Origin of the sequence: Sphaerochaeta sp. PS, from assembly GCF_032144095.1 — a bacterium.
Classification (GTDB): Bacteria; Spirochaetota; Spirochaetia; order Sphaerochaetales; family Sphaerochaetaceae; genus Sphaerochaeta.
The window spans coordinates 22,011-44,231 of sequence record NZ_JAVSNJ010000017.1; the positions used below are offsets into that span (position 1 = coordinate 22,011).

Genomic DNA, 22,221 nt, shown 5'->3' on the forward strand with positions numbered 1-22,221 from the left:
GAAGGTAGTGATAAGAGAGCAAGTCGACAATAGCTAGAAGTGTCATGTCGTAAATTCAGTCCTTTTTTTTGAAATTGAGAGGGTATTAGCCAAATAGGCTGTTGCAATCATGGGTATTTTTTATGAAGGAAATGCTCCCACGCTCTGGATTCTTCTCGTATTTTTTCGGTTAGGAAATAGGTATATAGTTGTATAATTCTATGTAATTCCAATCCTAACATGTATTTGTATGGTAAGGTTGACAGAACTTTACCCTAGCCTGTATTCTGGTAGTATGAATACACAGACAAAACTTGCCTCTGATCTTGCCACCAAGGTCCAGAGCGGCAACCTCGCGATACTCCCTCTTTTTTTGGATGCAAGCCTCGATGATGGTTCTTTGGTAGAAGCTTTGCGCTCCCACTACGCTGAGTATATGCAGAGCCATTACCCCAAGGCATGGGCCTACTATACTGGTGAACAGCAGAGTGAACAGGACTACTATAAGCTATCGGCAAGATCGATGGCGTACCTGAGGATCATGGACTACCTTGACCATGAGGGTGAGCGTTTCCCTGATGGGAACCTCCATGGGGAGGATGTTGTATCGCGGCCGATTGGCTTGATGCGAAAGATCCTCAAAGGTGAACATGGTGACTACCATCCTGATTTCCTTGAGGATATGGTCCACCTGTTTTCCCAGCTCAGTGAGGTCGATGAATTCAACATACCCACCAGGGGTCAGGTACAGGGCTGGATGGAACGCCACGAAAGCGGCCTGGACCCAGAGGTCATCGCCTGGAGGGCTCAAAACAAGGACCGTATCATAGGCTTGCTTGGTGAAAAGCTGAAAAGCAAGAAGAATCGGGGTTCCCACTACCAGTTGAAAGAGGGGATGGGTGAGTCCGATATTCGCAAGCAGATACTCACCTGGTGGAGGGAGGACCGCTTCCATCTGCATTTTGCCATCAGGAGTGCTGAGGAATTGAACCGCTACCTCGACTACTCCATGAGCGAGGATGAGAAACGGGTTATGGCGGAGGCTGAGGAGAAGGGCATTCCCATCTTCGCTACCCCATATTTCCTCTCCCTTATCGATACCCGTAGGAGAGAAGAACAGCAAAGGCCTGGCAGCGACCTGGCTTTACGTTCCTACCTCTTCTATAGCCAGGATCTGGTCGATGAGTTCGGCTCCATCGTTGCCTGGGAGAAGGAGGATATCGCCGAGCCTGGAAAGCCCAATGTGGCAGGCTGGGTCCTTCCTTCACACAATGTCCATCGCCGCTATCCCGAGGTTGCCATCTTCATACCCGACACGATGGGACGTGCCTGTGGTGGACTCTGCTCCTACTGCCAGCGGATGTATGATTTCCAGGGTGGTCGGTTCAACTTCGAGCTAGAGAAGCTGAGGCCAAGGCAGAGCTGGCAGGAGAAGCTGGAGCTCAACATGGAGTATTTCCGTAATGATCCCTACCTCTCTGACATCCTCATAACCGGAGGAGACGCCTTCATGAGTTCAGTCAAATCCTTGAAACAGATTCTCGATGGTGTCCTCACGATGGCCCAGAACAAGGTGAAGGACAATGAAAGTAGGCCAGAAGGGGAGAAATATGCAACCATGAGGCGTGTAAGGCTTGGGACCAAGATCCCTGTCTATTTGCCTCAGCGTGTCACCAAGGAGTTGGCTGGGGTCCTGAAGGAGTTCAGGGAGAAGGCAGCCTTGGTTGGCCTGAAGCAGTGTGTGGTGCAGACCCACATCTCTTCAGCTATGGAGATTACCCCTGACACGAAGAAGGCCATCTCCCGGTTGCTTGAAGCGGGGTGGGCTGTCACCAACCAGGAGGTCTTCACTGTTGCGGCCTCCCGTAGGGGTCACTCTGCAAAGTTGAGGAAGACGCTCAATGAAATCGGGGTATTGCCGTACTATACCTTCTCGGTCAAGGGCTTCAAGGAGAATCGGGAGCTCTTTGCCACTAACTCCCGATCTACCCAGGAGCAGATAGAGGAGAGTTCCATCGGGTTGGTTGCCCAGCGGTATCATGCAGCCCTGCGGCCCTTCATGAGTGATGCCCCCCACATGGTGGAGAGCATCGACTCGATCAGGAAATCCGATGAGATTCCCTTTTTGGCAACAGACCGCAATACCCTCAACCTGCCGGGTGTGGGCAAGAGCAACACCTACCGTACCATCGGTATCACCGATGACGGGAGGAGAATCCTGCAGTTTGAGTTTGACCATACCCGACCCCATAGCCAGGTCATTGAGGAGATGGGTGTGGTCATCGTCATCGAATCGAAGTCCATAGCCCACTATCTGAGACAGATGGAGGCGATGGGGGAGGACATATCCGAGTATGAGACCATCTGGGGCTATTCAGCAGGCAGCCTGGCTCCAAGGAGTACGGTATTTGAGGGGTTGGCTTGACCTATATACCCCAATCAGCCAGTGGTGGGTTCCTTGCCGAGTAGGCAGGATTCCTGTAGGCTGTCTACATTATTATAAGGTAAGTATGGAGGGTTGCCCACTTGGACAACCTTTCTTTGTAAGAGGAGAACTACCATGAATCATAGGATTGTCGTACTTGATGGATATACGCTTAACCCCGGAGATCTCTCCTGGGAGGGTTTCTCGGCCTTGGGAGACCTTAAGGTATACGACCGCACAGAGGCCAAGGATATTCTTTCCCGCATCGGGGATGCTGACATTGTCATCACCAACAAGACACCCCTAACCAGGGAGACCATCGAGAAGGCTCCTGCGATCAGGTATATCGGGGTGCTGGCAACCGGCTACAATGTGGTGGATGTCCAGGCAGCCAAGGAAAAGGGCATCCCTGTGTGCAACATCCCTACCTACGGAACGGATGCCGTTGCCCAGTTCGCCTTTGCCATGTTGCTGGAGATCACCAACCATGTGGCCCATCACAGTGACGAGGTGAAAAAGGGCAGGTGGACAGCGAGCCCCGACTTCTGCTTCTGGGATACTCCCCTGATGGAGCTTTTGGGAAAGACCATTGGCATCATCGGCTTCGGGAGGATCGGGCAGGCAACCGGCCGTATCGCCAAGGCCTTCGGGATGGAGGTGCTCGCCTATGACAGCTACCAGGTCCCCAATGCCGATGCCACCTATGTTTCCCTCGATGAGCTCTATGCAAAAAGCGATGTCATCGCCCTGCACTGTCCCCTCTTCTCCGAGACTGAGGGCATCATCAACAAGGAGAGCATTGCCAAGATGAAGGATGGGGTCATCATCCTCAACAACAGCCGTGGTCCGCTGATCGTCGAGCAGGACCTCGCCGATGCCCTGAACAGTGGCAAGGTCTATGCCGCTGGCCTGGATGTGGTCTCAAGTGAGCCCATCAAGGGTGACAACCCCTTGCTGAAGGCCAAAAACTGCATCATCACCCCACACATCAGCTGGGCTCCCAAGGAGAGTAGGACCAGGCTTATGGGCATTGCTGTGGATAACCTGAAGGGATTCCTTGAGGGAAAGCCTGTACATGTGGTGAACCAGTGAATCTCAGTACGATCGGTATGTTTGAAAATTGAAAAAGAGGGTCTGCTTAAGTGTGGACCCTCTCACTGAATTGTTTGCATAACAAGCTCTTTTTCACTGACGTATATCAATATTCCATACAAGTTTCATTATGTTTGTTCGGATTTGAAGCAGCAATGTATGGTATAAAAATCTAATAAGGATTGAGAAAATATAATAAAAATATAATAAAAATAATGTTTTTATAAAATTTTACATTTTAGTTGACATATATCAAAACCCATTTTACTCTATAAGGGAAAAATGAACCAATATTAAGGTTCATACGGAATTATCCTTTGGAGGAAGAAATGAGAAAATTGCTTACAGTTCTTTTGATTCTCGCTATTGCCATGACATCAGTGATGGCTGCTGGACAAACTGAGACTGCTGCTGATGCTAGTTCTAAATGGCCCCAGCAACCTATTAACCTTGTCGTTGCATTTGCTGCAGGTGGGAACTCTGACTACAATGCACGAGCCCTTGGAAAATATCTCACCAAAGAGCTTGGACAACCTGTTGTTGTAACCAACATTGCTGGTAGCGGCGGTTCAATTGGCGCTGCTCAGGTCAAAGATGCAAAGAATGACGGATACACAATCCTTGTGTCCCAGCTTTCCATGAATATCGCACAAGCTGCAAAAATGGTTGATTTCGGATATGAAGATTTCGAACTTGCTTGTGTTTTCTCTGCTTCTGCAGACGAAGTTCTCGTAGCAAATGCAGATGCTCCCTTTAACACAGTTCAGGAACTTATCGCCGAGTCCCAGAAGAATCCTGGAAAGTACAAGCTTACTGCCAACACCGGGGCTTCCACCCAGTGGATTGCAATTGGCCTTCAACAGGCTGGAGCAAAACTTAACATCGTTTCTTCCGGTGGTTCAGGCGAACGCCTTCCCTTGTTGCTTGGAAGACACGTTGACTTGATCCCAATGCCTTACAATATGGTCCAGGATTATGTAGATAAGGGCCAGTTTAAGTATATCGCCAACGTTAGCAATGCACGATCTGCTGCTCTTCCTAATCTTCCTACCCTTCGTGAAAGTGGTGTACCCGCCGGCTACTATTACTACAATACAATGTTCTTCCCCAAGGGTACCGATCCGAAGATTGTTGCAAAATTTAGTGAAGCTTGTGGCAAGATTATTACCACCAACGAAGCCTATCAGAAAGAAATGGCAGCTTTGTTCCAGGCCCCTACCTATATGAATACAGCTGATACTGTTGCTCATTGGTCACAGGAACTCAAGGAAATGATGGCGATCAGTGATTTGCTCCAAGGCAAATAAACAAGCATTGTAAGAATCTATACTTGTTGGTCCGGAAACAATGTTTCCGGACCATGTATTGACTAGACATATTTTTAGGAGTCAATCTCATGAATAAAGAATTGAAAAAGGAACTTGGAGTTGGAATTTTTTTTGCTGCTCTTTCCTTTGCATACTTACTAGGGACAACCTTCGTCTCTACCTTTTCACCCTTTGGTAACCGAGGTCTTGACTCCAAGTCTGTTCCCATGCTTATCGGTGGTTTAGCTCTTGTTCTCAGCGCTTCGCTTATTATTTCGACATGTATTAAATACAGGCAAACCAAAGCGACTACAAATCTGAAGAAAGAACAGGTTTGCGACAGCGATGAGGTTGTATGTATCGCTCCTCCTGATGGAGTGGAAATAACAGATAAGACCAAAAAATTACCCGTTAAGATGGTCTTGTCAGTTGTTTTCCTAGTGCTGTATTTTGCTCTCTACCAAAGAATTGGGTTTATTCTATCCAGCATATTCTATCTGATAGCCGAAATATTTCTTCTTACAGAAAAACAGAAAAGAAAGAAATGGGCTCTGTTTATTATCCTTTTTTCAATAGGTGTTACGGTTTTGATATATGTAGTGTTTACACGCTATCTGACGCTTTTCTTGCCCAGAGGCATTTTAGGATAGGAGAATTAAATATGTTTTCAATGTTAGTTGCAGGGTTTGGTTCGGTTTTCACTGACCCCCTATCCATAATTATGGTTTTTCTTGGAACTGTTGTCGGTATCATCTTTGGAGCCTTGCCGGGGCTTACCACGGTGGCGGGACTCTCCATGTTCTTGCCCGTAACCTATGCGATGGCTAGTGGTACAGGCCTTTCGATGTTGACGGCAATCTACATCGGAGGTATTTCGGGGGGACTCATTTCTGCAATCCTTTTGAATATTCCTGGAACACCTAGTTCCATTGCCACCTGTTTTGAAGGAAGTCCGATGGCCAAAAAGGGAGAAGCTGGTAAAGCCCTTGGTCTTGGCGTTTTTGCTTCTCTCATCGGTACTGTCTTCGGTATTTCACTTATGATCGTCCTCAGTCCGACGTTGGCAGCCCTTACAATTAAATTTGGGCCTTGGGAGTATTTTTCGGTCACTATTTTTGCACTTACCCTCATTTCTGCCTTATGCGGAAAGTCAGTGACTAAGGGAGTCCTAAGCGCTTTGTTTGGTATGATGTTTGCAACAGTTGGATTATCCCCCATCGATAGTGCAAAACGCTTTACCTTTGGATATCTTCAGCTTACTTCAGGATTTAATCTTCTTGCTGTGTTGGTTGGATTGTATGCCATCAGTGAGGTGCTTTCCACCGCGGGCAGTGATAAGCCTCCAGCTAAGGTTCTTGCCTATAAGATGAAAGGACTTGGTTTTTCAATTAAGGATATTTCTGGGCAGTGGTTCAATATGCTTCGCTCTTCCTTAATTGGACTTGGCATTGGAATCCTTCCTGGCATTGGCGGATCCACGAGCAATCTCATTGCCTATTCAGTAGCAAAGAACTCCAGTAAATATCCTGAAAAGTTTGGAACAGGAATTCCTGACGGAATCATAGCTTCCGAATCTAGCAACAATGCATCCATTGGAGGGGCCATGATACCCCTTTTGACTTTGGGAATACCCGGAGATGGAGCTACTGCAATTTTGCTTGGAGGGTTTATGCTGCACGGTATGCAACCAGGACCTCTATTGTTCCAGACGAATGGCGCCACGGTATACCATATTTTTGCTTCCATGATTCTTGCAACCTTCTTCATGGCAATCGTTATGTATGCGGGGATGAGGTTCTTTGTAAAGATACTCAAGGTTCCTTCAAATATTCTGCTTCCCCTGATTGTCGTCCTTTGTTCCATAGGTGCCTTTGCCCTGAACAATCGGGTGTTTGACATGTGGAGCTTGTTGCTGTTTGGCCTTATTGGTTTGGCTATGGCAAAAGCAGGAATTCCTGGACCTCCCTTTATTCTTGGTTTTATCTTGGAAGGTGCTTTTGAAACTAACTTACGACGTGGGCTAGAGTACTCCAATGGTAATTTTCTAGAAGTGTTTACCCGCCCTATTAGCGCAATATTTCTGACATTAACTATATTGAGTCTGGTTCTAACATTGATGAGACAGTACCAATCCAACAAGCGTTTGGCGAGCTCTAAAAATTAATAACACAGATAAAGGACATACCATGAATACAAGATGTGAATTTCCTGTAATTACTGAAATGCTTGTCATCCCCGTAGCCGGGCATGATAGCATGTTGCTCTCCCTCAGTGGAGCCCACTCTCCCTATTTTACCCGTAATATTGTTGTGCTGAAGGATAGTAGTGGCAACACTGGGGTAGGAGAGGTCCATGGTGGTGAGGCCATCACCAAGGCTTTGGAGGATTCCATCCCTTTGGTTGTCGGGCAAAGCATCAAGGATTACCGATCTGTGTTGAAGCGTTTGACAGACATCCACAATAACCGTTCCAAGAACAGTGAGGGGTTGCAAAACCTCTCCTTGGCTAACCTCAAGGATGTGGTCCACTCTGAGACAGCCGTAGAGTGTGCCATGCTCGACCTTTGGGGCCAGTTTGTAGGTTTGCCTGTATGTGAGCTTCTTGGTGATGGCCGGCAGCGTGAGGATATTGTTGTCCTCGGTTACTTGTTCTACCAGGCTGACAAACGAAAGACAGACCTCCCCTATTTGGATGAGAGTGACAGCACAAATCCCTGGTTCAAGGTTAGGCGAAACCCCGCTATGGATGCCCAAGCCATTGTAGAGCAAGCAGCCGCCTTGAAAGAGTATTACGGTTTTAAGGACTTCAAGCTTAAAGGTGGTGTATTGGATGGGAAACAGGAGATGGAAGCCATCGCAGCTTTGATCAAGCGCTTCCCTGATGCCCGGATCAACATCGATCCCAATGGAGCCTGGAAACTTGATGAGGCTGTTGAGCTTTGCAAGGGCAGTGGCCTTACCTACGCTGAAGATCCTTGTGGGACCGAACGTGGGTACTCAGGTCGCGAAACCATGGCTGAGTTTAAGATGCGTACAGGCATTCCCACCGCAACGAATATGATCGCTACGGACTGGAAGCAGTTTTATCATGCCGTGTGCGAGAAGAGTGTTGACATTGTACTTGCCGACCCACATTTCTGGACGATGTCCGGTTCGGTCCGTATCGCTCAGGTACTTAATGATTGGGGCCTTACTTGGGGCTCTCACTCAAACAATCACTTTGATATCTCCTTGGCAATATTTGCCCAGTGTGCAGCGGCTGCCCCAGGTGATATCACTGCAATGGATACCCATTGGATCTGGCAGGATGGTCAGCATCTGACCAACAACCCCTATAAGATCAAGGGCGGAAAGATTCATGTTTCGAATGCTCCGGGCTTGGGCCTTGAGCTGAATATGGATGCAGTGATGAAGGCTAACGAAGTGTATAGGAAACTTCCTGTTGGAGCGCGAAATGACGCTGCCTCTATGCAATACCTCATCAAGGACTGGAAGTTTGACAGTAAAAGACCCTGTCTTGTTCGATAAATAATATTTTTTAGGAGTATACATATGAAGATTGGATTTGTAGGACTGGGAATCATGGGAAAGCCCATGGTGAAGAACCTGCTGAAGGCAGGACATGAAGTGGTGGCATTCGATTTGAACAAGGCAAGTTTGGACGAGGTTGTTGCCTCCGGTGCCGTTGCAGGCACCTCTGCCGGCGATGTGGCATCGAAGACCCCCCTGGTAATCACCATGCTGCCCAACTCCCCCCATGTGAAGGCCGTTGTCATGGGTGAGGGCGGCGTCCTCTCCGGTGCCAAGGAAGGCACCATCCTCATCGACATGAGCTCGATAGCTCCCCTTGCCAGCCAGGAAGTGGAGAAGGCCTGTAGGGAGAAGAAGGTGCGCATGCTCGATGCCCCGGTATCCGGTGGAGAGCCCAAGGCTGTCGACGGGACCCTTGCCATCATGGTAGGTGGGGACAAGGCCCTCTTTGAGGAGGTCAAGGACATCCTCTTGGTCATGGGTGCCACTGCAGTCCATTGTGGTTCTGTCGGTGCGGGAAACACGACCAAGCTTGCGAACCAGATCATCGTCGCGCTGAACATCGCGGCAGTCTCCGAGGCCTTCACCCTGGTGAAGAAGGCCGGTGTCGACCCTGAGTTGGTATTCGACGCGATCAAGGGCGGGCTTGCCGGCTCTACGGTCATGAACGCCAAGGCCCCGATGATGATGGACTCGAACTTCAAGCCCGGCTTCAAGATCGACCTGCACATCAAGGACCTTGCCAATGCAATGGACACGGCCCACAGCGTGGGATCCCCCCTTCCTCTCACCGCCAGTGTGCGTGAGATGATGGAGACCCTCCATGCAGACGGTTTCGGTGGAGACGACCACAGTGCCCTTGCCCGCTACTATGCCAAGGTCAGCGGCACGAAGATCGGTAAGTAAGGATGAACATGGACACAAGTTTTATCAAGGGCATAATACCCCCGATAGTGACCCCCATCAAAGCCGATGAGACGATAGACGAGGTGGCGCTTAGGCGCCTCGTCGATTTTGTCATCGAAGGCGGAAGTTCAGGCATTCTTGCTTTTGGTTCCAATGGTGAGTTCTACATGATGGAAGAAGAAGAGATGGAGAAAGGGCTCTCCATTATCGTTGACCAGGTATCAGGGCGTGTGCCTGTCTACATGGGTGTTGGTGCCATTAGGACTAGCAAATGTATTCGCATTGCCCAGATGGGGGTACGTTGCGGTGCAAAGAGTATCTCGATCCTGCAGCCCATGTTCATCAAACCTACCGAGGATGAACTGCTGACACACATTCGTTCCATTGCTGCGAGTGTGGCCGATACTCCCGTGTTGCTCTACAACAACCCGGGCAGGTGTGGCTATGCAATGAGTCAGGCCCTTGTGGAGGAGCTTGCCCATTCCATTCCGAATCTGGTGGGGATGAAGGACAGCAGCGGGGACCTTACCCAGACCATGGAGTTCATCAGAAGAAATGCTGATGTAAACTTTAAGGTGTTCTGTGGCAAGGACACCTTGATATACTCCGGTCTTGGTGTTGGTGCGGTGGGAGCGGTTTGTTCCACAGCTAACTATGTTCCCGAACTTGTCTGCTCGATCTATGACAAGTATATGGCAGGCGACATCAAGGGCTCGTTGGAGGCACAGATGCAGCTCAATCCCATCCGTCTCATGAATGATTACTCGAGCTTTCCTGTTGCTACAAAAGATTGTGCCAATCTGATAGGGATGAATGTTGGAAGCCCTTTTCTGCCAAATAAGCCTTCACCGGCTAAACAGCAGGAAAACCTTCGCAAAGCATTGTTCGTTGGAGAGCCTTCTTGAGTAGAGACCGGGTAGTTTAATAGCGAAAATTTCATTTCAATATAAGCAAATGGCCACCAAATTTGGTGGCCATTGATTTATCCTGTTTACATGACAGAAGCGTTCGTATATCCCATCATATAGGATATTTTTGAAGCAGTTTCCTTAAGCTTGGGAATGGCTCCTTCAATATCCTCTTCGCTCATGTTGGAAGTAAGGGCACTGACACTGATTGCTGCGACAATTACTCCATTTGGCCCAATGATAGGGACAGCCGAGCAGTTGTCATCATTGATAAACTCATTCCTGTCCCGGGCTACACCATCGATACGTACTTTTGCTAGCAAGGCTTTTAGTCTGGCGGGATCTGTAATGGTATCCTGGGTATATTTTGGAAGTCCCTTTTCTGCAATTAGTTTGTCGAGTTCCACTTCACTCAGTTGGCAAGTAAGGATTTTTCCCAAGCCTGTGCAGTGGAAGGGCAACTGTCTTCCTGGTGTGAAATATGTTCGAGGAGTGCTTTGTGTATCGATACGGTCAAGCATGAGCACTTCTCCGTTATAGAAAACAGCCATATTCACATTTGCTCTAGGAAACTGGTTCCAAAGGAGTTCTAGGTAAGGCATGGTCACTTTCCGGATATCTTGCGACTGGAGTGCATTTCTGGATAGTTTGAGAGTTTTCAGAGAGACAGCGTAAAGTCCGGTAGTGGGGTCTTTTGTCATATATCCTGAACTTTGCAAACTTGCCAACAGGCGAAAAGCCATGTTGCTGTTCACATCCAGTTCATTGCAGACCTCTTGAATAGAGATCGGTCCTGGATGATCTGATGCAAAATCGAGTATTTGAAAACATCGCGCAACTGATTTGATATTGTACTTGTCTGATTCGGCTGCCATACAAACTCCTTCACTATTTGGAAAGGGACTAAAATTCTATAATGTCATTATATTATTGCATACTTTTACTGGAAATTCAAATTGATAAAAATTATTTTACTTTTTTTTATTATGGAGGATTTTGTATTTTTCTTTTTATATTTTTAGGATTCCTGACAGTATTACGATGAATGTATGAAATTGTTAGTTCCAAGTGATTTATATTGGAATTATAAAATTTGATGTAATATTTAAAACTTTCTAATAAAAATTGACAAATATTAGATTCAGATATAATATTTATAATACCAATAGTAAGATATGTATATTTCACTAAGTACAATAGAAGACCACGAAAAGCACAGCAGGAGGAATTTTGTATGATACCGTATATCCAAAAGATGGATGTGTACCCAGTAGCAGGAAAAGACAGTATGTTGCTCAATCTCAGTGGGGCTCATGCTCCGTATTTTACCCGTAATATTGTCGTCTTAACTGATAGTCAGGGCAATACTGGAGTCGGAGAAGTCCCCGGTGGCGAGAAGATAACCAATGCTCTCAATGCAATGAAAACAGTGGTCTTGGGAACTAAGCTCAGTGAGTATAAACAGACCCTTTTGAAAGTTAAATCTGCTCTTGGTAATGATGAGGCAGATGTACGAGGTCTGCAGACCTTTGACTTGAGAACAGGGATCCATGTGGTTACTGCCATTGAGGCACCGCTGCTTGACCTGTTGGGTAAATATCTGGAAGTACCTGTTGCTTCATTGCTCGGAGATGGTCAGATTAGAGACAGGGTGGCTGTGCTTGGGTATCTCTTCTTCGTCGGAGACAGGAAGAAGACCACACTCCCGTATTATTCTGATGTAACTAACTCCAATGACTGGTACAGGCTTCGTCATGAAGAAGCACTAGATTCTGAGGCTGTGGTGGAACTTGCCCGTTCTAGCGAAGAACTGTACGGCTTTAAGGATTTCAAACTCAAAGGTGGTGTCTTGCAAGGCAAAGATGAGATGAAGGTCATCAGAGCTTTGAAGAAGGCCTATCCTGATGCACGAATGACACTCGATCCTAATGGAGGTTGGTCACTCAAGGAAGCCATTTCAATCTGTAAGGATATGCATGGTATCCTTTCATACTGTGAAGATCCTTGTGGGGCGGAGAATGGATATAGCGGACGGGAGATCCTCTCAGAGTTTCGTCGTGCCACGGGCCTTCCCACAGCGACCAATATGATTGCAACTGACTGGCGTCAGTTTGCTCATTCATTGGAGTTGCAAAGTGTCGATATCCCTCTTGCCGATTGCCACTTCTGGACTATGAGCGGAGCTGTACGAGTTGGGCAGATGTGTGATGAATTCGGTCTTACGTGGGGTTCCCATTCCAACAACCACTTTGACATCTCCCTTGCTATGATCGCTCAAGTTGGTGCTGCCGTCCCAGGTAACCCGACAGCTATCGATACACATTGGATCTGGCAGGAAGGTATCGAAAGGCTCACAATTGAACCCATGAAAATTGAAGATGGAACGATAAAGATTCCAAATAAACCAGGTCTTGGCATTGATGTTGATATTGAACAAGTCAAGGGTGCCAATGCAGTGTATAAAGAGCACTGCCTTGGGGCCAGAGATGACTCTGCGGGCATGCAATTCCTTATTGATGGCTGGAAGTTCGATCCTAAAAAACCTGCATTGGTACGCTAATCTTAAGGCTGTTGTGGGAGACCATGACAGCCCCTTTTCTTAGTGAGGGGGATACTCTTAATGCCATCATGGCATGGGGTATCTCTCCTTTTTCTTTGTATTTCCAACATGATCGGAATCGCGTTTGTCTTTTCCTTAATCAAGGCTCGCTATGGCTCTTCCTTCCAAGTTGAATCTTGAACTGGCTTTTGTCTCCACGGTACCATTCAAGTACATATTCGACAATATTGCCGCTAGCCGCTTTCCATATGCTTGTACTGTAGAGTACGGGACTGCCCGGTGCAACCTTAAGTAGGTCAGCTTCTTGGGAAGGGGCAGGGATGGCTTCTATCGTCCTCTCCGCAGTCTGAAGAGCATAGTGGTAGTCTTTTTCAATTATGGAGTGCAAGGACCTTGTTACCAGCTCCTCTTTTTTGGATTCAATGGATTCAAAGAGCGCATACGGCAGATATGATTGCTGCACAACCATAGGCCAGCCATCAACAAAACGTAGCCGTTGTATGACAACTACCAGTGCATCTGGTGCTATTTTCAGCTGCCGTGAAACGAAATCCATGCTTTTTTCTCTATGTATGGAAAGGACAACCGTTTCGGGTTTCAGACCATGGGATTGCATTTCACGGTTGAAGTCCTCAAGGGCCCATCTGGTATCTCGGATGACCTTGCTCCGCTTAACGAATGTCCCCTGGCCGGGATGGCGAGTTACCAAGCCCTCTTCACTGAGGCCCGAGATTGCCTGGCGAATTGTTTGCCTGCTTACGCCAAATCTCTTGCAGAGTTCCTCTTCAGTAGGGAGAAGCGTGCCGTTTTCACTCTCCTGTACCCAGATGAGAAGAATTTCTTTCACTTGCTTATATAAAGGCATTTTCTTGCTTTTCACTAAAACCTGTTGGCTTGTACTAGAATTCATGAGCATAGTTTCCATTATAGTATTCTATTTTTCGAGACAATTTTTACGTGCCAAGTATACGGGTGGAATTTCCAAAAAGCAATACTATCCATACAAAATGTATGTATTTACGTATCTATATCATTGTTACATAGGTGCAAAGTGAGTCCTTGATGTTCATTCTACACGCATGTACGTACAAACATATACGCAACCAATGAGGGCCCATGGGTGAATTCCTCAGATGGATCATTTTTTCCTATTCTGCTGGCGATCAGACCAATAGATGCGTTTCCATGCCAAGGAAACTTTAAAGTAATGGTTAAGGGGATTGAAGGATGACTGGACCAATCCTTAAGGAATATTTCAGAACTCTTGAACCATCCACCTGGGGAGATTTTCTCTGTTTGAGTAAAAACATACAAAATGTATTTGACATATGAGACTTTATGATTAGATACTAAGACAAAGAGCAAGGAGGCTATATGAAAAAACATGTTTTGTGTTTGATGCTGGTTACCGTTGTTTTAGGTCTGGTCAGTGTGTCTCCATTGATGGCAGCAGGCGTACAGGAGGAGAAGAAACCTGCGTTTGTCAATGAACCATATTGGACGGCAGAAGGGTATGACTATGACAAGCTAGTCGCCGCAGCACAAGCAGAGGGATCTCTGGTGGCTCGCTGGCAATCAGGGCGCGCACCACAGGCTGCAAAGGTTTTTGAAGAAAAATATGGGATCAAGACTGTCGCAAGTCCCCGTTTTGATGACTCGGAAAATATTGAACGCCTAAGACGTGAATACCAGGCTGACAACGTTCAGGTAGATATTCTCGGGATGGATGACGGTGGAATAATCATGTCTGAGTTTATTCCCAACAACATGGTTGTATCCTGGACACCACCAGATCTTGCTCAATATATCGACGAGAAGGAGCAATATCCTCAGGTGGTATATTGGCAGCCTTGCATCATCGGTTACAACTCCTCAGTGTATTCCCACTCCCCAATAAAAAATCTTTGGGAACTTACTGAACCGAAGTGGAAAGGAAAGTTTGTTACCAGCGATCCACAGATCCAGCCGTACATGTGGCATTTCTTTGCAGCTGCAATTGACCATGGTGACGAATTCGCCGCTGCCTATGAACAGCTTTATGGGAAGGCACTGAAGACATCATACAAGAATGCCGGATGGGAATGGGTGGCCAGGATGTTTGCCAATGACATGATAGCTGTGCCACATGACACTGAAGTCGCAAAAGCCATTGGTTCTCCAGGGCAGACCGACCCTCCAATTGGTATCTTTACCTTGACAAGATTCCGTGATGCAAAAGAGCAGAACCTCTTCCTAGGATTTGACGAGAAGGTAGTACCGGCAGTTGGGTTTGCCATGCCGACCTATATGGTCATCCCTGTTAAAGCCCCTCATCCAAATGCTGCTCGCCTGTGGGCTAGGTTCTTGTTGACAGAAGAAGGGAGTTTTCCTTGGACCACCGTTGTGGGAGGGTTCTCTCCTAACCAGACAATTATGGCAAGCAAGGACAATCCCTTCACCTCCTCTTGGGGAGAATGGTTGGATTACCTGCTCATCTTTGATCCAGAGCAGTCTGCTGCAGTGCGAAGAGATCTTATTGATATGTGGTTGATGTCACAGAAGAAGTAGGTCTAGTAGCGACTACCAGGTCACATGGGCATATGCCCATGTGCTTGGTAGGGTTAATCCTTATTGAGGGAGTACATTTTTGTGAAATTCAACGAGTCAAAACCAAAAGATGGGGGCTCTATGCCAGAGTTAGATTCCAAATTCCATGGCACCTTGTGGTATAAGGTCAGGAACAGGTTACAACCAACAGTGGTATTGGGATTTGTTCTTGCAGTATTGCTGACCTATCTTATTGCTGTCCCAGTTTTCATGCTTCTTTCCGAATCGGTGACAGTCCATTCCATCGATGCAAAGTACTTCAACCAGCAAGCAGGGACCCTTACTCTAAAATATTTTGAAAGGGCACTCACGTCAGTTGTATCGGGGGTCCTGTTCCTGGCCCCCTTATGGAATACCCTGCTAATTGCAACAACCATCACTATTTTTACTACCATAGTGGGATATATCCTTGCCTGGATATTCACAAGGACGGATCTTCGATTCAAGAAAGTCTTCTCAACGTTGGCTGTAGTTCCGTTCATGTTGCCATCATGGAGTTATGCTGCTGCCTGGATTACCCTATTCAAGAACAGGAAAATGGCAGGGGCTCCCGGTATATTGGAAGTTATGGGATTCACTATCCCCAATTATATGGCATATGGAGCGATTCCGATCATCATCTGCCTTACGATGCATTTTTTCCCTTTGTCCTTCCTCTTGTTTGGCAATGCCTTCCAGAGGATCGACAGCCAGATGGAAGAGTCTGCCCAGCTGCTCGGTGCCAACAGGTTTCAGACAGCAGTGCACATCCTCTTGCCTGTAATGCGTCCGGCGATCATGTCATCTATCCTGCTTACATTTGCGCGATCGGTCGGTACATTCGGCACCCCCTATACACTAGGCAGGCCTGTTAAGTTCAACACCCTTTCGACATCTCTCTATTTTACCCATCAGTCGGGGGAACCTGGGGTCATGGCGGTAATTGCCTTGGCCATGCTCCTCATCGGAGGCCTTCTCGTAGCAATGGATGTCTACGTGCTTCGGGAATACAAACGGTATGTTACCATGAGTGGGAAAGGACAGATGTCCCGCCCCTCTGCTTTGGGAAAAGCCCAGATACCGATGAATATCCTGGTGGGCCTCTTTTTATTCTTCGTGATATTTGTACCATTGGGAATCCTTGCCCTCTCGACATTCATGATCACCCCAGGGTGGTTTGTGAAGGACAATTTTACCTTGCAATTTTGGTTTGCAAAAGAAACAACCATACGTGAAGCTGTCCCTGGGTTGTTGCGTGACCCCCATCTGCTGACCATTGCATGGACAAGCGTCAAGGTTGCAGGTATCGGGGCTTTGATCTGTGGAACCTTAGGGACATTGGTGGGATATGCAGTGGTCAGACTGCAGCAGGCTAGGTTGGGGAAATTCCTCAGACACCTTTCGTTTCTGCCATATCTCGTTCCTGGCATTGGGTTCGGCGCAGCCTATCTGGTCCTTTTTGCAACCGGACGGGGACCTATTCCTGCCCTCTATGGAACCCTGCTGTTGATGATCCTCGCCATGAGTGTCATGTACCTTCCCCTGACTACCCGAGCCAGCATAAGTTCGATGGCCCAAATGGGAACGGAGCCTGAGGAGGCCGCCATGATCCTTGGTGCAAAGTGGTCGACGAGGATGTGGAGGATCGTTATCCCTATCCAGAAGAAATCTCTGTTCAGCGGGATACTGCTAGCCTTTATCCAGGGGATGAAAGAACTGAGTCTGGTGATCATGCTCGCTGTGCCGGGTCTTGAAGTGCTTACGACGCTCTCGATCAGGTATACCGATAATGCCCTCATGCAGATGTCCAATGGGGTAATTTTGATCATTGCCCTGATAACCTTCCTGCTGACCGTCATTTCCCAGCATTTCATGAAGACCAATCTTGCACAAGGAATTGGTGGTTGAACCCCAAATACTCATAAGGTGGAGTTGTATGATAGAAATCAAGCTTGAAAATATAACAAAAAAATATGGCAATGATGTGGTTGCTGTAGACAATATCTCCCTGGATTTTGCTCCAGGAAGTTTTGTGTGCCTTCTTGGTCCTTCAGGGTGTGGCAAGACCACAACGCTGCGGATGATCTCTGGCCTGGAACGTGCAGACAAGGGAAGGATCACCGTTGGAGGTGAGGATTTTGACTGGCCGGAGAAACGGATATTTGTGAGTCCTGAAAATAGAAAGCTTGGGCTCGTATTCCAAAGTTATGCACTATGGCCCCATATGACCGTTGAGGAAAATGTGGAGTTCGGGCTACGGATGAAGCATGTGCAGAAAAGTGACCGTACCAAGATCATCACTGAATCGCTCGATCTGCTAAGAATGGGCCCCTATCGGAAAAGGTATCCCTCTGAACTCAGCGGAGGCCAACAGCAACGTGTAGCCCTCGCCAGGATGCTTGCTGTGCAACCTTCAATACTGTTGCTTGACGAGCCCTTGTCAAACCTTGATGCAGCTCTACGGCTGGAAATGAGGTCAGAGCTAAAGGCTCTACATGAGAGGCTGGGAAGCACCGTGGTGTTTGTTACCCATGACCAGCTGGAGGCGATGAGCCTGGCAACCCATGTAGCAGTCATGAACGAGGGAAAACTGGAGCAATATGATGAACCTATGAATATCTACCAGAAGCCAGCAACTGAGTTCGTGGCAAGGTTCGTAGGCAATCCTCCCATGAATATGCTGGATTTTGGTGACAGTGGCAAGAATGCGTGGATGTATGAACTGCAGAAAGCAGTTGCTCAGTTCTATCAAGTCAAACAGGGCCCTGATGGTGTCCGAAAGATTGGCTTCAGACCTGAGGTCATTGCCTTACAGAAACATTCTCATGATGGGCAGGAACCGAAGCCAGGAAATTGGTATTTCGATGGGGTTGTCAAAGCGGTCCTTCCTACTGGTCCTGAACAGGTAATCAGTATCGTGGTGGACCAGTTGCAATTCTATGTAGTAACTCCCCCCACAAAAGAATATGAAAACGGAGATAGGGTCACCCTCAGTGTCCCCCTTCGTTCAATGCATGCTTTTGACAAGGCTGGTTTACGTATTACACAACAAGCGTGATTTCCTAGATCATGAACCTACACAAGTAAGCGGAGAGTCGAAAGAATGGAAGAAATACAGTATATTGAGCAACTACTACAGGACGTGTCTGGTTATGTTTCAGAACAATATGGCCAGAGAAAAAATCTTTCAGTCTATACAAAAGCTAATGCAAATGATTTTCTTACAGAGGTGGACATTACCGTCCAAGGTATCTTGGTCAACAAGATCAGAAAAACCTATTCTTCCGACCTGATCCTTGCAGAGGAGTCGGGCTTGGACAAAATACCCTCTCTGGGTAACGATAGATGCTGGATCATTGACCCAATAGATGGGACCCAAAACTTCCTTCGGGGACTCTTTCCTGAGTTTGGGATTAGTATTGGAGTCATGAAAAACGGAATTCTGCATGCCGGCGGTGTGTTGTTTCCTGTTTCTGGTGATATGTTTTTGACAGAAAAGGGTTCAGGGGCATTTCGTAACGGCAAGCGCATGAAGGTTTCCTCCACTGATGTGTTGTCGCATGCCCGAATTGACATAGACCTTGGAGGGTTGGACAATCGGGACGTGAACCTACATAGGGCAAAGAGCATTGCACAGCAGGCTGGACAGGTCCGTTCCTATGGGTGTTCTGTCATGGGCTTCTGTCAAGTCGCCGATGGACAGCAGGATGCCTACATAGCATTCTCGGTCAAGCCTTGGGATGTTGCTGCGGGTATGCTGCTTGTTGAGGAAGCTGGGGGAAAGGTAAGTTCCTTTACAGGTGAGACTGTCTCTCCTTTTGAATCCCATAAGATCGGGATTGTTTCAAATGGTGTCATCCACAGCCGGTGCATGGGGTGTTTTTAGGTGTAGTCAAGCTTTTGAGTTCTCTACGTGAGTTGAAGAGTTCGATGATGTATCCTCTATTGGATATATAATTCTTGATAATTGTTGTTCAGGGTACTAATAAGAGATATGTCCTTAACTTGCTAAAAGCAGCAAAGAAAGGAGAGATGGCCTGCCATCATGGCATGGGGTATCTCTCCTTTTTCTTGTAGGTAGGTATTACGGTTGTAATACATAGATAAGGGCCAAATGGTATACTACCAACATCCGTTATTCGGTCACCGTTATCTTCGTGCTGTATTTGGGGATTCCTGCCATCCTGTTTACATTGCATGCGTAGCCGATCATCAGGGTCTGGAAGGTTTCCATCACTGCCAGGGCTGCCACGATATCATCCCCAGGAGGGCAGGTGATGGTCAGGGCCTCCTTCAAAGGTGCCAATCCCGATGAGTCTATCACCACAAGGTGGCAGCCACTCCTCATGTGGATATTCTCAAAGCTTGCTGCCAGCTCCCCCAAAAGGCCCTTTTGGCGGAATATGACCAAGACAGAATCATGGGAGAGCACTTCAAGAGGCCCATGTCGCAGTTGCCCTGTCTCATTGAAGACAATGGGCCTGCCTCCCAGCTCTTCACCTCCAAGACAGAACAGTTGTGCCAAACCGGAATAGAGGCTTCGCCCTGTACCGATGATGTGGCTCTTGCTGGAGAGCAGCTCCACGGCTTTTCGCATGGTAGTGCTGTCCCCTTGCCTGAACGCGATCGCTGCAGCTACTGCATCAGAGGAAACAACTCCCAGTTCAGCTGAGACATACGCCATGAGGGCAAGGGATAGGGTAACGCTTCGCGTCCCTGCAAAAGCCTTTTCACTGCCTCCGTATGCCACTAGCGATCGTGTATTCCTGCCTATGGTGCTGTCCGCGTTCAAGGTGATGCCATAGAGGATTGCTTTGGTAAGCAGGTTGAGGCACCTGACGGTCTCCACAGACTCCCCTGATTGGCTTGTCAGCAATACCAACCGGTCTTCGAGAGGGAATGGGTCATAGAGGTATTCTGAGGCTGTAACGGCAATGGCCTCAATGCCAACCTTGCGAAGCTGGAACGAGAATATCTCGTTCACACAATGGGAAGCCCCCATCCCCAGCATCACAATGTTCTTGTGGGCCCTGATGGCATTGGCAAAGCCTTTGATGCTTTCCTTCTGGGTCTCTTGGGTTTTTGTTGCATCTTCCATCTGGCGTCTCATCTCAAGCAGGATCGCTTCAACGCCCGAACGGTCTGAGAGTAGGAGAGAGTACGAACTGATTACATTGAGCATAGGGAGACTTCCTTTGTGTTAGCCGCTTTGGCCAGTTGCTAGCATGGCAGCGCCATAACATCCAGCAAGAGGTCCTATCTGAGAATCTTTCAAGACTGTCTTTCCATATACAGGCAAGAGGGTATCCAAGCGCTCCTGAACAGGGCCCATAACATAGCGGCAGATGAAGAGATGCATGCCTCCCCCTATAAACACCACCTCAGGGTTAAACAGGATCGACAGGGTGATGATGGCCTCTGTCGTTGCATCTACCATGCGGGCCAGGAACTTGCGGTACTGCTCGCTATCGGGGTTTTTCAGCACTTCCTCTGGTGATTGGCCGTAGGTGTCCATTGCATACCGGTTGATGCCGCTACCTGACATCACATGTTCGAAGCAATGGGATTTGTTGCAGTAGCAAAGGTCTGGGGAGCCCACCCCCACACTGATGTGCCCAATCTCAGGGTGGAAAGGACCTGGAAGGCGAAAAAGCTTGCCACCAAGCCGCACGGAGACGCCAATGCCTGTCCCAAAGGTGATCATAATGGAATTGGGGACTGCAGGGTCCATCATGGATGCCTCCCCAACATGTGCTGCATTGGCATCATTTTCACATATCACAGGAACCTCGAATTCGGTTTCCATCATCGTCTTGATGTTGACCCCTTCGTAGCCTGGTAACGTATAGGGGTTGTGGATGGCTCCTGTTTTTCTGTTCACAGGGCCTGTACAGCCGATTCCAATGGCTGTGAGGCTTCCTTTGCGCTCGGCTATGAAGGTTTTGGTCTGTTCCATCAGGGCCTTGATGGTATGCAGGGGATCGTGTAAGCCATAGGTGGCAACAGAGTCCTGATAGAGGATTGTGCGCTTTTGGTCGATGATGGCACTTTTGATCGAGGTCCCACCGATATCATAGCCCACATAGAGGTTCACTCCTTTACCCCTCCCATCGCCAGACCCTTGATGAGGGAGCGTTGGAACAGGAACCCTATGATGACCGGTGGCAGGCTTGCCAGAACACCTCCGGCTGCTATCAGGTTGTAGTTTGACTGACGACCGGATGCAAGGTTTGCAATTACGACGGGTAGGGTAATGGCTTGCTTGCTGTTGGTGAAGAGCATTGCATAGAAGTATTCGTCCCAGGCCATGATCAGGGAGAGCAGTGCCACGGTTCCCAGCGAGGGCAGCAGTAGGGGGAGCACAACCTTGGTGATCTGGGTGAACAAGCCTGCACCATCGATGATGGCGGCCTCTTCCAGTTCATAGGGTATGGCATCGATGTTCTCCTTGATGAGCCATACACAGAAGGGGAGTACTATGGTGCAGTACACCAGGGCAAGGGAAAAAGATTTGTCCAACAGTCCTATCTGGGACAAGATCCGATAGAGGGGGAGGGCATAGGCCACAGGGGGGAGCATGAAGGTGAAGATGGCCGCATAGAGGATGAGGTTTTTCTTTCCGGGGTGGCGGGAAAATACCCAGGAGGCTGGGATGGTGACCACCATGGAGATGGCGACAGCCAGCAGTGCGGTGACAAGGCTGTTGCGCAGCCCATGGAGGAAGAGCTCCCCACGGCTGTTGATGCCCATGGTCAGCAATTCTGCATAGGATGAGAGGTTGATGCGTTTGGGGATCCAGCGCAGCGGTCGGGTGGTCAGGTCCTCAGAAGAGCTGACAGACATGATTATCAACCACAAGAAGGGTGCGATTATGTACACGAACAGGAGAATGGCTGCTGTGTAGAGCAGGATGGTCTTTGTTTTGTTGGTTCGGGATCGCATACCATCT

At 48.0% G+C, this 22,221-nt stretch carries 19 protein-coding genes; 13 read left to right on the forward strand and 6 right to left on the reverse strand.

The annotated features are described in order from the left end of the window. Window positions 1-274: 274 nt before the first annotated feature. From ROJ03_RS11620 to ROJ03_RS11655, 8 genes are all read left to right on the forward strand, one after another. Entirely contained in the window at window positions 275-2,404 is a 2,130-nt protein-coding gene (locus ROJ03_RS11620; protein WP_313727228.1) for a KamA family protein, read from the forward strand. Between the two features lie 135 nt (window positions 2,405-2,539). Then, complete coding sequence (locus ROJ03_RS11625) at window positions 2,540-3,496, forward strand: D-2-hydroxyacid dehydrogenase (protein WP_313727229.1); 957 nt, start codon at window positions 2,540-2,542, stop codon at window positions 3,494-3,496. Window positions 3,497-3,825: 329 nt separating this feature from the next. Further along, on the forward strand, window positions 3,826-4,803 hold the full coding sequence (locus tag ROJ03_RS11630; protein WP_313727230.1) for a tripartite tricarboxylate transporter substrate binding protein: 978 nt from the start codon (window positions 3,826-3,828) through the stop codon (window positions 4,801-4,803). An 89-nt stretch (window positions 4,804-4,892) separates the two neighbouring features. Continuing rightward, entirely contained in the window at window positions 4,893-5,453 is a 561-nt protein-coding gene (locus ROJ03_RS11635; RefSeq protein WP_313727231.1) for a tripartite tricarboxylate transporter TctB family protein, read from the forward strand. Between the two features lie 11 nt (window positions 5,454-5,464). Next, window positions 5,465-6,967: a tripartite tricarboxylate transporter permease gene (locus ROJ03_RS11640; protein ID WP_313727232.1), complete on the forward strand. Its 1,503-nt coding sequence runs from the start codon at window positions 5,465-5,467 to the stop codon at window positions 6,965-6,967. Window positions 6,968-6,989: 22 nt separating this feature from the next. Beyond that, a complete protein-coding gene (locus tag ROJ03_RS11645) occupies window positions 6,990-8,330 on the forward strand; it encodes an enolase C-terminal domain-like protein (protein WP_313727233.1) in 1,341 nt (446 codons plus the stop codon). Between the two features lie 24 nt (window positions 8,331-8,354). Then, a complete protein-coding gene (garR, locus tag ROJ03_RS11650) occupies window positions 8,355-9,239 on the forward strand; it encodes a 2-hydroxy-3-oxopropionate reductase (RefSeq protein WP_313727234.1) in 885 nt (294 codons plus the stop codon). A gap of 8 nt (window positions 9,240-9,247) precedes the next feature. Further along, window positions 9,248-10,144 carry a dihydrodipicolinate synthase family protein gene (locus ROJ03_RS11655; RefSeq protein WP_313727235.1) on the forward strand — a complete coding sequence of 299 codons (897 nt, stop codon included), beginning with the start codon at window positions 9,248-9,250 and terminating at the stop codon, window positions 10,142-10,144. Window positions 10,145-10,230: 86 nt separating this feature from the next. On the opposite strand, the gene ROJ03_RS11660 is transcribed toward ROJ03_RS11655, so the two are convergent. Then, complete coding sequence (locus tag ROJ03_RS11660; protein ID WP_313727236.1) at window positions 10,231-11,022, reverse strand: IclR family transcriptional regulator; 792 nt, start codon at window positions 11,020-11,022, stop codon at window positions 10,231-10,233. Window positions 11,023-11,381: 359 nt separating this feature from the next. Between ROJ03_RS11660 and ROJ03_RS11665 the strand changes: the two genes are divergently transcribed. Next, window positions 11,382-12,707, forward strand: coding sequence for an enolase C-terminal domain-like protein (locus ROJ03_RS11665; protein WP_313727237.1), 1,326 nt, complete (start codon window positions 11,382-11,384; stop codon window positions 12,705-12,707). Between the two features lie 139 nt (window positions 12,708-12,846). On the opposite strand, the gene ROJ03_RS11670 is transcribed toward ROJ03_RS11665, so the two are convergent. Then, entirely contained in the window at window positions 12,847-13,554 is a 708-nt protein-coding gene (locus ROJ03_RS11670; RefSeq protein WP_313727238.1) for a GntR family transcriptional regulator, read from the reverse strand. Window positions 13,555-14,081: 527 nt separating this feature from the next. Here ROJ03_RS11670 and ROJ03_RS11675 point away from each other — a divergent pair. Continuing rightward, entirely contained in the window at window positions 14,082-15,254 is a 1,173-nt protein-coding gene (locus ROJ03_RS11675) for an ABC transporter substrate-binding protein (protein WP_313727239.1), read from the forward strand. A 224-nt stretch (window positions 15,255-15,478) separates the two neighbouring features. Here the strand turns inward: ROJ03_RS11675 and ROJ03_RS11680 are convergent, their stop codons facing one another. Then, the gene (locus tag ROJ03_RS11680) at window positions 15,479-15,775 is read right to left on the reverse strand and encodes a hypothetical protein (RefSeq protein ID WP_313727259.1); all 297 of its coding nucleotides are present in this window, start codon (window positions 15,773-15,775) and stop codon (window positions 15,479-15,481) included. Between ROJ03_RS11680 and ROJ03_RS11685 the strand changes: the two genes are divergently transcribed. The 3 genes from ROJ03_RS11685 to ROJ03_RS11695 are packed head-to-tail and all read left to right on the forward strand — an operon-like array spanning window position 15,690 to window position 19,158. Next, the gene (locus ROJ03_RS11685) at window positions 15,690-17,180 is read left to right on the forward strand and encodes an iron ABC transporter permease (protein ID WP_313727258.1); all 1,491 of its coding nucleotides are present in this window, start codon (window positions 15,690-15,692) and stop codon (window positions 17,178-17,180) included. The genes ROJ03_RS11680 and ROJ03_RS11685 overlap by 86 nt on opposite strands. 28 nt (window positions 17,181-17,208) lie before the next feature. Then, window positions 17,209-18,330 carry an ABC transporter ATP-binding protein gene (locus ROJ03_RS11690; RefSeq protein ID WP_313727240.1) on the forward strand — a complete coding sequence of 374 codons (1,122 nt, stop codon included), beginning with the start codon at window positions 17,209-17,211 and terminating at the stop codon, window positions 18,328-18,330. Between the two features lie 45 nt (window positions 18,331-18,375). Beyond that, complete coding sequence (locus tag ROJ03_RS11695; protein WP_313727241.1) at window positions 18,376-19,158, forward strand: inositol monophosphatase family protein; 783 nt, start codon at window positions 18,376-18,378, stop codon at window positions 19,156-19,158. A gap of 249 nt (window positions 19,159-19,407) precedes the next feature. Here ROJ03_RS11695 and ROJ03_RS11700 read toward each other — a convergent pair whose 3' ends face one another. The 3 genes from ROJ03_RS11700 to ROJ03_RS11710 are packed head-to-tail and all read right to left on the reverse strand — an operon-like array spanning window position 19,408 to window position 22,214. Beyond that, window positions 19,408-20,454, reverse strand: coding sequence for an SIS domain-containing protein (locus ROJ03_RS11700; protein WP_313727242.1), 1,047 nt, complete (start codon window positions 20,452-20,454; stop codon window positions 19,408-19,410). Between the two features lie 18 nt (window positions 20,455-20,472). Next, entirely contained in the window at window positions 20,473-21,366 is an 894-nt protein-coding gene (locus tag ROJ03_RS11705) for an ROK family protein (RefSeq protein ID WP_313727243.1), read from the reverse strand. Continuing rightward, a complete protein-coding gene (locus tag ROJ03_RS11710) occupies window positions 21,363-22,214 on the reverse strand; it encodes a carbohydrate ABC transporter permease (protein ID WP_313727244.1) in 852 nt (283 codons plus the stop codon). Before ROJ03_RS11710 ends, ROJ03_RS11705 begins: the two co-directional genes overlap by 4 nt. Window positions 22,215-22,221: the final 7 nt, after the last annotated feature.

What these genes read in the sequence shown, in the direction of transcription:
- ROJ03_RS11620 (WP_313727228.1), top strand. Translation starts at nt 275, where the DNA reads ATGAATACACAGACAAAACTTGCCTCTGATCTTGCCACCAAGGTCCAG.
- ROJ03_RS11625 (WP_313727229.1), top strand. Translation starts at nt 2,540, where the DNA reads ATGAATCATAGGATTGTCGTACTTGATGGATATACGCTTAACCCCGGA.
- ROJ03_RS11630 (WP_313727230.1), top strand. Translation starts at nt 3,826, where the DNA reads ATGAGAAAATTGCTTACAGTTCTTTTGATTCTCGCTATTGCCATGACA.
- ROJ03_RS11635 (WP_313727231.1), top strand. Translation starts at nt 4,893, where the DNA reads ATGAATAAAGAATTGAAAAAGGAACTTGGAGTTGGAATTTTTTTTGCT.
- ROJ03_RS11640 (WP_313727232.1), top strand. Translation starts at nt 5,465, where the DNA reads ATGTTTTCAATGTTAGTTGCAGGGTTTGGTTCGGTTTTCACTGACCCC.
- ROJ03_RS11645 (WP_313727233.1), top strand. Translation starts at nt 6,990, where the DNA reads ATGAATACAAGATGTGAATTTCCTGTAATTACTGAAATGCTTGTCATC.
- garR (WP_313727234.1), top strand. Translation starts at nt 8,355, where the DNA reads ATGAAGATTGGATTTGTAGGACTGGGAATCATGGGAAAGCCCATGGTG.
- ROJ03_RS11655 (WP_313727235.1), top strand. Translation starts at nt 9,248, where the DNA reads ATGGACACAAGTTTTATCAAGGGCATAATACCCCCGATAGTGACCCCC.
- ROJ03_RS11660 (WP_313727236.1), bottom strand. Translation starts at nt 11,022, where the DNA reads ATGGCAGCCGAATCAGACAAGTACAATATCAAATCAGTTGCGCGATGT.
- ROJ03_RS11665 (WP_313727237.1), top strand. Translation starts at nt 11,382, where the DNA reads ATGATACCGTATATCCAAAAGATGGATGTGTACCCAGTAGCAGGAAAA.
- ROJ03_RS11675 (WP_313727239.1), top strand. Translation starts at nt 14,082, where the DNA reads ATGAAAAAACATGTTTTGTGTTTGATGCTGGTTACCGTTGTTTTAGGT.
- ROJ03_RS11680 (WP_313727259.1), bottom strand. Translation starts at nt 15,775, where the DNA reads ATGAACGGAACTACAGCCAACGTTGAGAAGACTTTCTTGAATCGAAGA.
- ROJ03_RS11690 (WP_313727240.1), top strand. Translation starts at nt 17,209, where the DNA reads ATGATAGAAATCAAGCTTGAAAATATAACAAAAAAATATGGCAATGAT.
- ROJ03_RS11695 (WP_313727241.1), top strand. Translation starts at nt 18,376, where the DNA reads ATGGAAGAAATACAGTATATTGAGCAACTACTACAGGACGTGTCTGGT.
- ROJ03_RS11700 (WP_313727242.1), bottom strand. Translation starts at nt 20,454, where the DNA reads ATGCTCAATGTAATCAGTTCGTACTCTCTCCTACTCTCAGACCGTTCG.
- ROJ03_RS11710 (WP_313727244.1), bottom strand. Translation starts at nt 22,214, where the DNA reads ATGCGATCCCGAACCAACAAAACAAAGACCATCCTGCTCTACACAGCA.